This is a genomic window from Methanosarcina sp. DH2 (assembly GCF_020804225.1).
Lineage (GTDB): Archaea > Halobacteriota > Methanosarcinia > Methanosarcinales > Methanosarcinaceae > Methanosarcina.
In genome coordinates this window covers 330576-344635 of record NZ_WJBI01000001.1, presented here as the reverse complement: position 1 = coordinate 344635, position 14060 = coordinate 330576, and the positions used below count along the sequence as shown (strand labels likewise).

Below are 14060 nucleotides of genomic sequence, written 5' to 3'. Positions count from 1 at the left end.
TTAAAAGAAGAAAGCAGAAATATTATTCTTCACTTTCTCTTATATTATTCTTCACTTTCTCTTGCGATTGCCACGAGCTCATTTACACAGGCAACTGCCATCGGGGTCCCTCCACGGGTTCCGACACAACTGATTGAGGGGATGGGAATTTTCAGGTTTCGGACCATTTCCCTGGATTCGGCCGCGTTAACAAAACCAACAGGAAGCCCGATTATAAGGGCAGGCCTTACACCTTTTTCGATCAGCTTGCAGACCATGATGAGGGCAGAAGGCGCATTTCCGATTGCGATGATGCTTCCATCCAGCCTGTCTCTGGCAGCCAGAAAACCTGCCGATGTCCTGGTTATCCCGTACTCATTAGCAATTGCAGCATCCGGGTCTTCGTCAAGCACGCAGATGATTTCGGATTTATGCCCGGCTCTTGTGATCCCGGCTTTTACCATGTTAATATCAACAAAGATAGGGGCGCCTTTTTTAATTGCTTCGACACCTGCAGGTATGGGGTCATGCATAAAACGCAGGATATCTGCAACCGAGAGGTCTCCGGTAGCAATTACACAGCGCTGGCGGAAACGATCCTCGGGTGTGGAATTTCCGACAATTTCCCGGATCATTGTCCGGCTTTTCATGTAAATGGCTTTTGCCTCTTCAGTCCTTGCTCCCGAGTCATTACAGATCTTTACAAGCTCGGGATCTACTTCCACTGTAAGCTCGGTAAACTCTTCAAGGTTTTCAAGATTTCCTGCGTTTTCATTCGCTCTTTTTTCAGTAGTCATACTTCCTTTGATACCCCCTGGGTGTTATGATGATATCTTTTTTAGGAGACTTCCAGATCCTGGACTCTCCATTGCCTACGAGAATGACGGTGCTCATGTCCACCCAGTCCTCATGTTCCATGACTTCCCCCAGGGTTGTCACGATCTGGTCCTCCCCCTCACCTCTCATGGCATTCTTGACAAGCCCCACAGGCACGGAATCAGTCTTGTACTTACGGATGATTTCGATTGCCCTTGCAAAATTGGACTGTCTTTTGCGGCTTTTTGGGTTGTAGAGCCCTATCACGAAATCAGCGTCTGCAGCCATATGAAGCCGCTTTTCGATAACTTCCCAGGGAGTTAAGAGATCGCTTAAACTGATTACCGCAAAGTCCGTCACCACAGGTGCACCGAGGATGCTTGCCCCGGCAAGGACTGCTGTGACCCCGGGCAGGATTTCGATGTCCACGTCAAGGTTTTCGTGTTCAGCAACCTCCAGCACGATACCTGCCATGCCGTAGACGTTGGTGTCGCCCCCACTGATCATGACCACGTTTGCGGTTTTTGCAAGTTCCACGGCTTTCCGGGCTCTTTCAACCTCTTTTCCCATAAAACTTCGGATTACCTCCTGGGTGCCGAGAAGGCTTTCCATCTGGTCCAGATAGGTACTGTTCCCAAGAACATAATCGGCATTGAGGATTACATCCCGAGCTTTGAGGGTCAACTGTTCCACGGAGCCCGGCCCGATCCCTACAACGTAGAGCTTTCCGCCGGATGCCTTATCTTGCGATTGCGATTGTGACTCTGCCATAGACTTTCTTCCTGCAAATCAATTCGTTTTTTTCCGATAGGGCCAGCGCCGCAGGCTCTGCAACCCCTTTTAACCCAAAGCGTGAAGCTTGGGACAAGGAAGGGGGGTTGTAGCTGTTCAGCACTTCATCCGGCAAAAACTTAACCGGAATGCCGAGCATTTCACCTGCTTCCAGCAGACCTTGCTCATTTTCTTTGAGTTTCGCAGAAGCAAAAGCCGTAATCTCTTTAAGACTCAGGCCGCACTCATCAAGCGCCTGTTTTACGGCTTCAAGGACTTCTTCTTTTGTAATGCCCCTGCGAGTTCCGATTCCGACAATCATCAGTAATCTGTTATCCACTGCTTTTTTATGCAGTTTCTTCATTTAATCGGTTAATAAGCGTTAATTGTTAGCTGTTTCCGGCGCTGTTATCCTCTGCTTCAGCACGTTTTTTTCTAACAAGTACGGAAACATCCTCGTCCACAATAACAATCCTGGGCCCCTTAATCTCAAGAACCTCTACCTGCTGGTCAAGGAGGGCACAGTTTACAGCGATTGTGGATTCTTTATTGAAGACCTCGCAGCCGAACCTGTCAGCAATTCCCTCAACAGAGGGTTTACCGTGAACCTCAGTTGCTGTGGTGAGCACAGGAACTGCGCCTAATTCCGCAATCTTTCGGGAGATTTCATTTGCCCCGTGATGCCCTCCAAGGAGAGGAATTGCGAAATTAAGGTTTGAGTCCACAACGACCACTGCAGGGTCTGACCACTTATTATCTAGAAGTGGAGCAATATCCCTTACAACGATGCCAGTAGCAAAAACTGCAACGATTGCCCCGTAGTTTTCAAACGCTTTCCTGAACACACCCTTTTCATAGAGCAGAAGGTCAGCTTCAAGATGCTCCGCTATCCTTGATGCAATTTCTCTATTCCTTTCAAAGGTAATTACAGCGGTTCCTGGGCTACTCCGTATAGGTAGGACCTCCTGTAGTTTTTAGGGTCAACAACCCCACCGATGATTATCATTGCCGAGCGTGTAATCCCTGCATCTTTCACCTTATCTGCGATATCTTCTACAGTCCCTGTAATGACCTCTTCATCCTCCCAGGACGCGTGGAAAACAACTGCAACAGGCGTATCTTTGGGGCAGCGGACTTTTTCCATAATTTCCCTGATCTTCTGCGTGCCAAGGAAAATTGCCATGGTGGTATTATAAGCGGAAAGCTCGGAGATGAGGTCTTTTTCCAGGGTTTTTCCTGCAGGCCGGGTAATAATTAGAGTATCAGAAACACCATTGAGGGTTAGCTGAGTACCAAGAGCAGCTGCACTTGCAAAGACAGACGAGACGCCTGCTACCCTCTCAACTTCAATCTCGTATTTTCTCAGCTCTTCCATCTGCTCTATAACAGATCCGTAAAGAGAGGGGTCTCCGCTGTGAAGGCGTACTACGAACTTCCCTGCTTCCACGGCATCGACAATTATTTTCGTGGTCTCATCAAGGGTAAGCCCGTAGCTATCAACTGTCTTTCCCTTTGTGTAATTAAGGACTTCGGGGTTTACAAGGGAGCCCGCATACATAACAAGATCCGCTTTTTCAAGCATCTCACGCCCCAGTACGGTAATTAGTTTGGGGTTTCCGGGACCTGCTCCTACAAAATACACTTTTCTTTCCATCTGACCATTCCCTTTGCTACTGTAACTGGTTCAAAGTTATATGCTGAAATTCAAGCTCGTAATATTTAGAATTGTATTGAGTAGTTTAAGTATTAAAAAATTCATTCAGTTAGAAGATTATTTAGCTGGAGTATCCGTCCAGTCGACTTCACTTCTTTCCGTAGATGATACTGAAATAGTTCCCTTTTTCAGGGATATCTTCTTTCTTACCGATAATCAGTTCATTGTCCGAAAAGAGTCTCTCTGCAAAAATAAACTCATTATATCCTTCAGCTTCGAGCTGTTCCATAATCTTTCTCGGCTGTGTGGCTTTAAGGTGAATTTTATACCCGATTTCAGAGCCGTCGCTTACTTCAAAGGAACTTTCGACTGCCACATTAGTCCTCGCAGCAAAAGATGTAATAGAACTTATTCCCGGCACTGTGGAGGTTTCAACATCCGGGTAGTGTCTGTTCATTACCTTTTTCAGATGGGTGAATGTGGAGAAAAAGTTAGGGTCACCTATAAGCCCGAAAGCCACTGTCCCTTTTCTTGCTTCTTCTGCCACCCTGTCTGCATTTTCTTTCCAGAGAGCGTTCAGGACTTCGATATCCCTTATCATGGGAAACTCGAGAATTTCGGCATCTGCGTAAGGGGCTACAAGGTCTTTTGCCAGGCGTCCTGGAACATATACCTTGTCACTGTTTTTCAAAACATTCACTGCTTTCAGGGTCAGAAGTTCAGGGTCTCCGGGACCAAGTCCTACTCCTATTAACATATTATCGCTCCATAAATGTACAGGTAGATATAAAGCATGATTTCATTAAACTAATGGTAACTTAGCCTGATGATAAAAGGATAATTTTCAGGCTTGCTTTTTTCCGACAACTATGTACACAGGATTTTCGGGTTTGAACATAGTCTCTCCGGCAATCGGGGCACTTCTTGAGACCGCCACATGGACTACCTCATCAAAAATTCCCAATCTCTTCATAACCTCGATCGTCCTGACAACGGTTTCGATACGGACAGCATTTACCACAATGCTTCGTGCCTTTTTTTCAACAAGTTTCTCAAGCACGGAGTCAATGTTTTTTGTCCCACCAACAAAAGCGCAGTCAACAGAATCAATAGGCCCTCCGGCGCTCAGAAGATCCGAGGCTTCACCAGCTAAGATATTGGTGTTTTTGATCTTAAAATTCTTAAAGTTCGTCTCCGTGGCAAGAAGGGCTTCTTTACGGGCATCGATTGCATAGATCGTCAGGTTCCGGGCAACTCGGGCTGCTTCAATAGAGACCGATCCCGTACCGCAGCCTACATCTGCGAACCGGTCCCCATCCTGAAGTCCGAGTTTGGAGAGGGACACTGCAATTATTTCCGGTTTAGTCGGACCGCCGCTAACACTTACTATTTCGGACATGTTCTACCTCGGGAAAAGTAAAGCAAATATATCGATGTAAATTAAATATATGGCGATATAATTTGGAAATTATATTAAATCTGGAATTGATAACCAGAGCTGACAAGATACGATTTTTATAAGGTTCAAACCATATGCAGATGCATATAGAGAGACAGTTATAAATTCAACATTTCAGATTTACCCGATTATAAATATAACTTGTTATAGATATACCTTATTATCGACAAGAAGGGCAGTAAAGGAAAGTAAACTTTAACGGAAGACCAGAAGCAAAAGGAAAAAACAGGCAAAAAAGTTTGTACCACATGTAAGCCGAACTTTAAAGAGAATCCTTCAAAACTTAAATAGGAGCTCTTCGATGTGAGTGTTTTTCTTAAGTGGTATTTTCTTAAGAGGGTATTTTTCTCAAGCAATTATTCTTCAAATGGCGTTGAAAATAAATTTTGAAGAGGGGAAGAAATAAAAATTTTCTTCAATTTGCTGCAACTTCAAAACATTTTTATAATTACAAAGTTAAGAACATGTATAGATATTTTAAAAGAAAGGGATTTTAACTAGGATAGCATATAATAGTTAAGTTTCCAACGCCCCTGATAAAATGTTTTTTGAAGAAAGGTTAAAACGCTCTTTGAAGTAAAAAACGATGGTTATTCCCCGAAATAAATGTTTTTTAAACAGGAAACGGAACATTTTCGGTTTATTTTCTGTTTAATATCTGATTTTCCGATCTGCATACATAACAGTATCTTTTTGACAGGAAAAACCCCAGCAGTGTAAGCCCGCTCTCTCGATGCAGGGCTCTGCCGCCTGAAGGAAAAAGGAGGACAATAGATGAAAATTTACGAATCATATGAGGATCTGCCCAAACTGAAGTTGCCTTATGGAAACGAGGTCTTCATAAGTGACAGCACTATTCGCGACGGCTCCCAGATGCCGGGAATAGTTTTGAGCAGAGAACACAAAGTTCAAATCTATGAATACCTGCACGAGATAGGGATTGAGAAACTTGAAGCTTTTGTATTCAATAAAAGAGACAGGGACGCTGTTGAACTTATGTTTGACAGGGGATATGAGTGCCCTGAAATAACAGGCTGGGCAAGGGCTTCAAGAGCTGATATCGACAAAATTCTGGAAGTTGATGGGCTTGAAGAGACCGGGATTTTGATGTCTGTCTCGGATACGCACATTCATTCAAAGATGAGGCTTCCAGGCAGAGAAGAAGCTGAAGACAAATATCTTGATGCCCTTCAGTATGCAGTGGACCACGGGCTTCGTACAAGAGCTCATCTGGAAGATATGACAAGAGCTGACAATTATGGCTTTGTTTTCCCCCTGGTAAAACGGATTATGGAGATCGATCCTGACTGCATTATAAGAGTTTGCGATACAGTTGGGTATGGAATGCCGTTCATGAATATTGACGAGCCTTACGGGATTCCGAAAATTATCCAGCACCTCAAGAAAGAGATTGGGGTAAAGAACATAGAAACCCATATACATGATGATTACGGATTCGGGTCAGCAAGTTCGATTACAGGTTTCTGGCATGGAGCCAACTGGACAAGTGTGACCTTCCTGGGCATAGGAGAACGGGCAGGAAACAGCGAGATGGAAAAAATTCTGCTCTTTCTGGCAGACAGGATTGAAGGTTTTGACAAATACAACCTTGAACCTATTACCCGCTTTGCAGAGTTTATGGAAAAGGAACTTGGGCTCAGAGTCCCGAGAAACAAAGCTGTTGTCGGGAAAAATATCTTTGCCCATGAGTCAGGCATACATGCTGCAGGCGTCCTGAAAAACCCCTTTAACTATGAACCCTACCCCCCTGAACTGGTGGGAGGTACCAGGCTTCTCCTCATAGGTGACTCTTCAGGCCTTGAGGTGATACGTTACAAGGTCCAGGAAACCTTAAACAACCTCCTTGATGTTGAAACCATAGTTGAAAAAGACGACCGGAGACTGCTTAAGATCCAGAAAGAGATCCAGAAGCTCTACGATAAGGAAGAAAGGGTTTCCTGCATCTCAGATGAGGAGCTCCTCGCTTACGTTGAGAAATATTTCCTCTACCAGCCAATCTGCGACCCGGCACGTACAGGCGGAAGAAAACTCAAAAACAAAGGAAAAATCCAGGAATCGACAGAAGAGACAGAAGAGAAGGATTAGAGTTGAGAAAGAGAGAAGAAGATACAGGGTAAAAGCAAACGATCAAGAGCGAAAGGGTAAAGGATCAATAAAAGACAAAAAAAAAAAGAATGAAATAAAATGATATAAGATTCTCTAAATCTTACATCAGTTTTATTAATTCTTATATCAGCCTAATTAAACTTTATATCAGCCTAATTAAACTTTATATCAGCCTAATTAAACTTTATATCAGCCTAATTAAACTTTATATCAGCCTAATTAAACTTTATATCAGTTATTACCACTTATTTTACTCAGGCAGTATTTAGATTCTTTAAACCTTATTTCAGTATTTTTTCTGTGTGTCTTGCGATCTCGTCTGTCATCTGACTGAGTTTTGCGCTGCCTCCGAGGTCATAGGTTACATACCTGCCTTCGGAAATAACACGTTCAGTTGCTCTGAATATGGCTTCGGACTTTTCCTTTTCACCAAGATAATCCAGCATCCAAGCTCCTGCAAGTACGGTTGCAACAGGATTTACTTTATCCTGGCCTGCATACTTCGGGGCTGAGCCGTGAGCCGGTTCAAACATTGCAAAGTTGTCCCCTATATTTGCAGAATAAATGAGTCCGATACTACCAACGAGGGCTGAGCACTCCTCACTGATTACATCCATGAAGAGGTTAGTGGAAAGGAGAACTTTTTTGTTGAAGATCTGGGGGTTTTTGATAAGCTGCTGGGCTATATTATCAATATGATAGGGCCAGACCTCAATTTTCGGGTAGTCCTGTGCAACCTTTTCGACTTCTTCCAGGAAAGAGCCGCAGGTCATTTTCAGGATATTGCTTTTATGGATGGGCACAACAGTGTCGTAACCTCTACTTCTGGCTTCCTCAAAGGCGTAGCGGGCAATTTTACTGGAAGCTGTGCGGGTAATCTTCCTGATCGCAATGGATACATCGTCTGTGAGCTGGATTTCCTCTCCTATGTAGAGACCTTCTGTCCCTTCACGCACACAGACCATCTCAACGTCTCCGAGGGGTGCACTTGAGTTAGGGAAGGTCTTTATTGGCCTGACATTTGCATAGAGATCGTACTTTCTCCTGATAGATACAGCCACACTTCTCGGGGAACCAATTCCGCCAGGGGTTGTTGTCGGGCCCTTAAAACAGGCATCAGAGCTGTCAAGAATCTGCCAGGTCTCATCAGGGACAAGGGAATTGCCTCCGTGCTGCTCCCACCAGCCTGCTCCGGCCTCACACATTACGAATTCGATATCAGTACCAGCGGCTTCTGCGACTTTAAGCATCGCATCCACGAGTTCGGGGCCTACCCCATCACCTTTGATTACTGCTGCGGTTTTAGTCATGTTATCACCAGATCTGTAAAGTTCATGTTATCTGTAAGGTTCGTGTTAAAAGAACCGTAGCTATTGAAAAGCTAAAAAAGGGGGAACTTTTCGAAGAATTTGGTAAGTATAATTGAATCTCGCCGCGTACTCAACGTAAGGCTCATATTTCAACTTTTGGGTAATAATAGTATAGAATATACATCCCGAAAATAGATACGGGCTCGCAGAATATAATCCTGCCCTCGCGCTCTACGAAGAAAAGTATGGTGTTCAAATTAAACAGTTAACTGTACATTCAATTAGTATTCAAATCATAATATTCAATCCGGAACCTTTCATAAAGATCCCAGATATGTAGGATTTATGTTACTGAATAGAGAGTTTTGAAGAAGCTTTCAGGAAATATTTGAGGAATAAACATGCCTGCAAAAATTCCGATTACCGATAACCATATGCATATAGATCCAAGAGCCAGAGGGCTTGAGGCAGTAAAAGAGTTTCAGAAATCTGGCGGGACGCATATAATCCTGGTCACCAAACCCAGCTGGTCCCTTGGGGTTACGGTCAGGAAACCCGAGGATTATCTTGCGGTCTTTGACGAAACAGTGGAAATCGCATCAAAAATCCGCGAGATTGGAGTCAGGGCTTTTCCGGTCCTTGGGGTCCACCCTGCTGAAATTTCAAAGCTTACGGAATACATGGAATTATCAGAAGCTGCAGAAACCATGAAAAAAGGGCTTGAGCTTGCTGCAGGATATGTGGAACAAGGTCTTGCAGTAGGAATAAAATCAGGACGCCCGCACTACCCTGTACCCTCAGATTTCTGGACAGCCTCGAATGAGATAATGGAATATGCATTTTCTCTCGGAAAAGAACAGGACTGCGCAGTCCAGCTCCATACCGAAAATGTGGGAGAGACCGAACTTCGCGATATAGCAGGAAGGGCAAAAAAAACAGGAATAAAAATGCACAGGGTAGTCAAACATTATTCTCCCCCGCTCGTAAATACATGTGAAGAACTCGGGATTTTTCCAGGGGTCATATCTGTTAAAGGGGCAATCGAGCAGGCGCTTGAAGAGGGGTCCCGCTTTATGATGGAAACTGACTATATCGATGACCCTGACAGACCGGGCGCGGTACTTGGCCCGAAGACAATCCCGAAAAGGACCCTAAAACTGATGGAAATATATGGAGAAGAACCTTTCTGGATTATCCACAAGGAGAATCCGGAAAAGGTTTACGATATAGAAGTCGAGCTTTAACGCAACTCAGAAGAGTCGGTCCTGGAAAAAAGAAGTTCTGAAAAACGAGAAGAAGCCTGGAAAGAGATTTAGAGACAAACTCTAGAGATTAACTTTATAGACGATTATTAAAACTGCAGTTAAAAGATAAATTAGGCGCACTGCCATAAGTTAAGATGGATTATTAAAAGTATCGTTAAAAGGCAGATTAAGATGGATTATTAAAAGTACAATAAAAAATAGATTAAGGTTGATTAAAAAGCAGAGGGCAAAACAATTTCAAGAAACCTAAAGGAAAACCTATTCGAATGAAAACTCTATCCGTCAGTTGTTTCCGGAAGGAAAAACCTGCCGGAAACAGTTGTGCTTGCTGGAACAAAACCTCAATTTAAAACTTTACAGTTAAAACTCATAACTTATTTGCGTTTTATTTTAACTATATCGCCAAGAGTAGTGTCTTTCTTCATGTGAGAGACTTCCTGCCCTGCGGCATCCAGGCGTTCTGTAAGTTTGATATTAAGGGTGTGTTCCAGTTTCTTTCTAACGGAATCTTCGGGTACTATTTCTCTTCTCTCTATCTTTTTGATAAGAGATGCTTTCTCTTTGATGTTTTCAGCCAGATCCTCCTGAGACCAGCCTCTAGTTGCTCTGGCGTCCCGGATAATCTGATCGTAGTTGTCCAGAAGTTCATCTTTCAAAATATCGAAGAAATCCTTCTTTGGCCTCTTTTCAGTTCGTGGTACCGTACGAACTACCGGAGAGACTTTCCTTGATACGGGAGTCCGCTTGTCAACGGGCTTACCGTACGGTGCACATTTTTGGCAGACCTGGAGTTCGCTGTTGTCGATTGTAACGCATATAGGCGTTCCGCGGATCTCTGCACCACATATTTCGCACTGCATATTGATCACTTCGAAAACGCTATATACGGTATGAACTTAAATAATATTCGGAGCTCCATGACGGAAAGTACCAAAAGTAAGGATGAAAGCATGCGCAGTCACCTTGTGAAGCCCGGATCTGTGTATGACGGAATCGAGCCTGGAGAGCTGGGGGAGTCAACTGAAAGCGTCCAGGACCGAGTGAGGCAACTTGAAAGCCGCAACAGTTTTCTGGAAGAGCAGTGTAGCCAGATAGAGTCCGAAAAACGCTATTTGGAGAACCAGAAGATCAAGTATGAGAGAGAAATACGAAAGCTGCAGTCAGAGCTCGACCGCATGAAGACCTCTCCATTGATCATTGGTACGGTTATTGATGTGATAAAAAATGATCGTATAATTGTCCGTAGCAGTAACGGGCCTCAGTTTCTGGTTAACGTCTCACAATACATTGACGAGAAAAAACTGCTGCCAGGGGCAAAAGTTGCCTTGAACCAGCATACACTTGCCATTGCAGAGGTTATTCCTTCCACGGAAGAGCCTTTTGTTGCTGCAATGGAGGTTATCGAAAGTGTTGAAGTGGATTATGACCAGATAGGCGGTCTCGATGAGCAGATTCAGGAACTTCAGGAAGCAGTCGAACTTCCGCTAATTGATCCTGAACGCTTTGCCCGGATAGGAATTGAGCCCCCGAAAGGAGTACTACTCTACGGGCTTCCGGGAACAGGTAAAACCCTGCTCGCAAAAGCCGTAGCCCATAGAACCAATGCGACATTTATCAGAGTCGTAGGTTCCGAACTTGTACAGAAGTACATAGGGGACGGCTCCAAGCTGGTCAGGGAAATATTCGAGATGGCACGGAAAAAAGCTCCCAGTATCATCTTCATCGATGAACTGGATTCGATAGCTGCAAGGCGTTTAAACGAGACAACTGGCGCAGATAGAGAAGTTCAGAGAACTTTGATGCAGCTTCTTGCAGAAATGGATGGCTTTGACAAGAGAAAGAACATCCGGATTATTGCAGCAACAAACAGACCGGACGTCCTTGACCCGGCAATTCTCAGGCCAGGCCGTTTTGACAGGCTTGTCCATGTTCCTATGCCCGGAATAGAAGCCAGAGGAAAGATCCTCAAAATCCATTGTGAAAGGATGACTCTTGCGGGAGACATCGACTTTAAGAAGCTCGCAAAAGCTACCGAAGGGATGAGCGGAGCAGACCTGAAGGCAATTGCCACTGAAGCAGGCATGTTCGCGGTCAGAAAAGATAAGGAACTCGTTGAGATGGGAGATTTCCTCGAAGCAGTAGACAAAGTATCTATAGCTGCGGATACGCAGAAGATGATGCCTGTCGCCCCTCCTGAGACGACAATGTTCGTGTAAAATCCGGTAAGCTACAAAAGCCCCCCTTCAGGGGCTCCCGTTTTTACCGGAGAAATCCCTGTTTCCTTTTGATTTATGCTGGAAGCGACTTCATGGGAAACCGGCAAACTATTTTTTATAATTCGTACATAAAGATACCTGTGAGTTCAGATTTTCATATCAAACCCGAAATCCGAATTCTGGCCATAGATGATTCTGCGCTTCTTAACGAGAAAATAATGATAGTAGGAACTGTTTTCAGAGGAGGAGACTGGATAGACGGAGTCCTGCGATCCGAAATAACAAAAGACGGGCTTGATGCCACCGTGGTGATGGTCACGATGATAAAGAACAGCAGGCATTACGGTCAGATCAGAATTATCATGCTTGATGGGATTACTTACGGAGGCTTCAATGTTGTCGATATAGAGGAGCTTTACAGGGAGACAGGACTTCCTGTTATTGTAGTTATGCGCTCCTATCCGGACTTTGACAAGATTCGATCTGCTCTAAGGCATTTTTCCGATGGAGATGTGCGCTGGGAGATAATAAAAAAAGCTGGCAAAATAGAGAAGCTGGTCACGGAAAATAACAGGACTCCGATTTATATTCAGAAAGCAGGAATCGGGGCAAAAAGCGCAGAAAAGATAGTCCGCCTTACTTCAATAAGAAGTAATATTCCGGAGCCTCTCAGGGTTGCTCATCTAATTGCAACAGGCATCATTTTAGGGGAGTCAAGAGGAAAAGCATAACTGAGAAAATAACCTGTTTTACCGGACTCCAGGAGGAGGACCGGGCAGGTAGCCTACAGACTGTTGGGCAGATTTCTGAGCAGATTTCTGAACAGAGATTGAGTATAAACAAGCTCCGGGAAGGATATAGAATCAAGGAGAAGCATGGAAAAATCAGGAAAAAAGGGAAAGGTAAAAATACAGGAACCAGCCTCAAAAAAATATAAAAAATAAAAAAATATACATTTGAAGCAAAAAAATTTAAAGAGATCCAGCCGAAAGAAAAAACTGGCCCGGATAATACCGGAGAGCAATAGATAATAATATCAAACAGGATGATAGAGTAACATTAATAAAATTCTTAAACATATACAGTGTAAATTCAAAAACTGGAAAAGGAAAACTATTAAATTGGAAACTGTATATGTGATGGTTAAAATAATTTGATCCTTGATGTAATATACTTGTTTCTAATACAATCCGTTAATGATCACCCCAGCAGAATGGAGGAAAACAGTAGCATGAGATCCATTGTGGAAGAAGCCCTTGCTCGATCTGCCCTGGAAGGACGTGCCGGGCAGGGAGAGTATTCAAATTCAGATTACTCTAATGAAAACTTAGAAGTAGATGCTGAACTTGAAGAAATACTGAGAAGCCTTAAAACAACCATCAAAGTAGTAGGTTGTGGCGGCGGCGGTTCAAATAGCATCCAGCGCATGATGGGTGAAGGTATCCAGGGAGCAGACCTTGTTGCTCTGAACACTGACGCTCAGCACCTTCTTCATATACGCTCCGGCAAAAAAATTCTCATCGGTAGGAAGAAAACCCGAGGACTTGGAGCCGGCAGCCTCCCCCAGATAGGAGAAGACGCTGCAATCGAGAGTATTGATGAGATTAACAAAATCGTCCAGGGCTCAGATATGGTTTTTATCACCGCGGGCCTTGGAGGAGGAACCGGAACCGGATCTGCACCTGTAGTGGCTGAGGCAGCCAGAGATGCAGGAGCCCTTACAATTGCAGTCGTAACCCTTCCGTTCAGCGTGGAAGGGCATGTCAGAAGGACAAATGCCGAAGCCGGTCTCGAGCGTCTGAGAGACGTTGCCGACACAGTTATCGTTGTCCCCAATGACAAGCTGATTGAAGTTGTCCCAAGACTTCCGCTTCAGGCTGCCTTTAAGGTCTCGGATGAAGTTCTTATGAGAGCAGTAAAGGGCATAACCGAACTGATTACAAAGCCCGGACTTGTCAACCTTGACTTTGCAGATATAAGAACTGTTATGCAAAACGGAGGTGTTGCCATGATAGGGCTTGGAGAGGCAGACGGCGAGAATAAAGCTGTTGAGTCTGTCCAGAAAGCTCTGCGCAGCCCTCTCCTTGACGTGGATATATCAGGTGCGACCTCTGCTCTTGTTAATGTGGTTGGAGGCCCTGACATGACCATTTCGGAAGCTGAGTGTGTGGTTCAGGAAGTCTACAGCCGCATAGACAGCAACGCCCGCCTGATATGGGGTGCCCAGATTGACCCTGACCTCGAACAGACAGTGCGTACCATGATCGTGGTCACAGGAGTTACTTCTGCCCAGATTTACGGTCATGGAAGCGATAAGAACATTACATATAAATACGGAATTGACTTCGTAGAGTGATCAAATCAGGAACGAAACAGTAAAAATGGATAAAAACGTTCGGTTGGAATAAATACTGTTTTCCTCCTCTGAAAGGAAAAAGAAGGAACGTAGGAATATAAATCCAA

The 14060-nt window shown here is 44.3% G+C and carries 14 protein-coding genes; 5 read left to right on the top strand and 9 right to left on the bottom strand.

The window, feature by feature from the left end; translation table 11 throughout:
* Nucleotides 1-44 precede the first annotated feature (44 nt).
* The 7 genes from FXV91_RS01445 to cbiT all read right to left on the bottom strand — a co-directional run bounded on the left by FXV91_RS01445 (nucleotide 45) and on the right by cbiT (nucleotide 4619).
* Nucleotides 45-776 (bottom strand): precorrin-8X methylmutase, encoded by a 732-nt coding sequence (locus tag FXV91_RS01445; RefSeq protein ID WP_229387613.1) that lies wholly within the window; start codon nucleotides 774-776, stop codon nucleotides 45-47.
* Nucleotides 766-1566 carry a precorrin-3B C(17)-methyltransferase gene (cobJ, locus tag FXV91_RS01440; RefSeq protein WP_229387611.1) on the bottom strand — a complete coding sequence of 267 codons (801 nt, stop codon included), beginning with the start codon at nucleotides 1564-1566 and terminating at the stop codon, nucleotides 766-768. The genes FXV91_RS01445 and cobJ overlap by 11 nt, the downstream gene beginning before the upstream one ends.
* The gene (locus FXV91_RS01435) at nucleotides 1535-1930 is read right to left on the bottom strand and encodes a cobalamin biosynthesis protein (protein ID WP_229387609.1); all 396 of its coding nucleotides are present in this window, start codon (nucleotides 1928-1930) and stop codon (nucleotides 1535-1537) included. The genes cobJ and FXV91_RS01435 overlap by 32 nt, the downstream gene beginning before the upstream one ends.
* A gap of 25 nt (nucleotides 1931-1955) precedes the next feature.
* A complete protein-coding gene (locus FXV91_RS01430) occupies nucleotides 1956-2411 on the bottom strand; it encodes a cobalamin biosynthesis protein CbiG (RefSeq protein WP_229387607.1) in 456 nt (151 codons plus the stop codon).
* An 80-nt stretch (nucleotides 2412-2491) separates the two neighbouring features.
* Nucleotides 2492-3220, bottom strand: coding sequence for a cobalt-precorrin-4/precorrin-4 C(11)-methyltransferase (locus FXV91_RS01425; RefSeq protein ID WP_229387605.1), 729 nt, complete (start codon nucleotides 3218-3220; stop codon nucleotides 2492-2494).
* 148 nt (nucleotides 3221-3368) lie between these two features.
* Nucleotides 3369-3977: a cobalt-factor II C(20)-methyltransferase gene (locus tag FXV91_RS01420; protein WP_229387603.1), complete on the bottom strand. Its 609-nt coding sequence runs from the start codon at nucleotides 3975-3977 to the stop codon at nucleotides 3369-3371.
* Nucleotides 3978-4064: 87 nt separating this feature from the next.
* Complete coding sequence (gene cbiT, locus FXV91_RS01415; RefSeq protein ID WP_229387601.1) at nucleotides 4065-4619, bottom strand: precorrin-6Y C5,15-methyltransferase (decarboxylating) subunit CbiT; 555 nt, start codon at nucleotides 4617-4619, stop codon at nucleotides 4065-4067.
* Nucleotides 4620-5453: 834 nt separating this feature from the next.
* On the opposite strand from cbiT, the gene FXV91_RS01410 reads away from it, so the two are divergent.
* Nucleotides 5454-6785: an isopropylmalate synthase gene (locus tag FXV91_RS01410; protein WP_229387599.1), complete on the top strand. Its 1332-nt coding sequence runs from the start codon at nucleotides 5454-5456 to the stop codon at nucleotides 6783-6785.
* Between the two features lie 302 nt (nucleotides 6786-7087).
* Here FXV91_RS01410 and FXV91_RS01405 read toward each other — a convergent pair whose 3' ends face one another.
* On the bottom strand, nucleotides 7088-8116 hold the full coding sequence (locus FXV91_RS01405; protein WP_229387597.1) for an isocitrate/isopropylmalate dehydrogenase family protein: 1029 nt from the start codon (nucleotides 8114-8116) through the stop codon (nucleotides 7088-7090).
* A gap of 401 nt (nucleotides 8117-8517) precedes the next feature.
* Here FXV91_RS01405 and FXV91_RS01400 point away from each other — a divergent pair, with 401 nt between their 5' ends.
* Entirely contained in the window at nucleotides 8518-9360 is an 843-nt protein-coding gene (locus FXV91_RS01400; protein WP_229387595.1) for a TatD family hydrolase, read from the top strand.
* 395 nt (nucleotides 9361-9755) lie between these two features.
* Here the strand turns inward: FXV91_RS01400 and FXV91_RS01395 are convergent, their stop codons facing one another.
* Nucleotides 9756-10241, bottom strand: coding sequence for a multiprotein bridging factor aMBF1 (locus FXV91_RS01395; RefSeq protein ID WP_229387593.1), 486 nt, complete (start codon nucleotides 10239-10241; stop codon nucleotides 9756-9758).
* Between the two features lie 57 nt (nucleotides 10242-10298).
* Between FXV91_RS01395 and FXV91_RS01390 the strand changes: the two genes are divergently transcribed.
* The 3 genes from FXV91_RS01390 (at nucleotide 10299) to ftsZ (ending at nucleotide 13953) form a co-directional block, all read left to right on the top strand.
* Nucleotides 10299-11597 (top strand): proteasome-activating nucleotidase, encoded by a 1299-nt coding sequence (locus FXV91_RS01390; RefSeq protein WP_275948894.1) that lies wholly within the window; start codon nucleotides 10299-10301, stop codon nucleotides 11595-11597.
* A 140-nt stretch (nucleotides 11598-11737) separates the two neighbouring features.
* On the top strand, nucleotides 11738-12328 hold the full coding sequence (locus FXV91_RS01385; RefSeq protein WP_229387591.1) for a DUF99 family protein: 591 nt from the start codon (nucleotides 11738-11740) through the stop codon (nucleotides 12326-12328).
* A 500-nt stretch (nucleotides 12329-12828) separates the two neighbouring features.
* On the top strand, nucleotides 12829-13953 hold the full coding sequence (gene ftsZ / locus FXV91_RS01380; RefSeq protein ID WP_229387589.1) for a cell division protein FtsZ: 1125 nt from the start codon (nucleotides 12829-12831) through the stop codon (nucleotides 13951-13953).
* The last annotated feature ends 107 nt before the right edge of the window (nucleotides 13954-14060 follow it).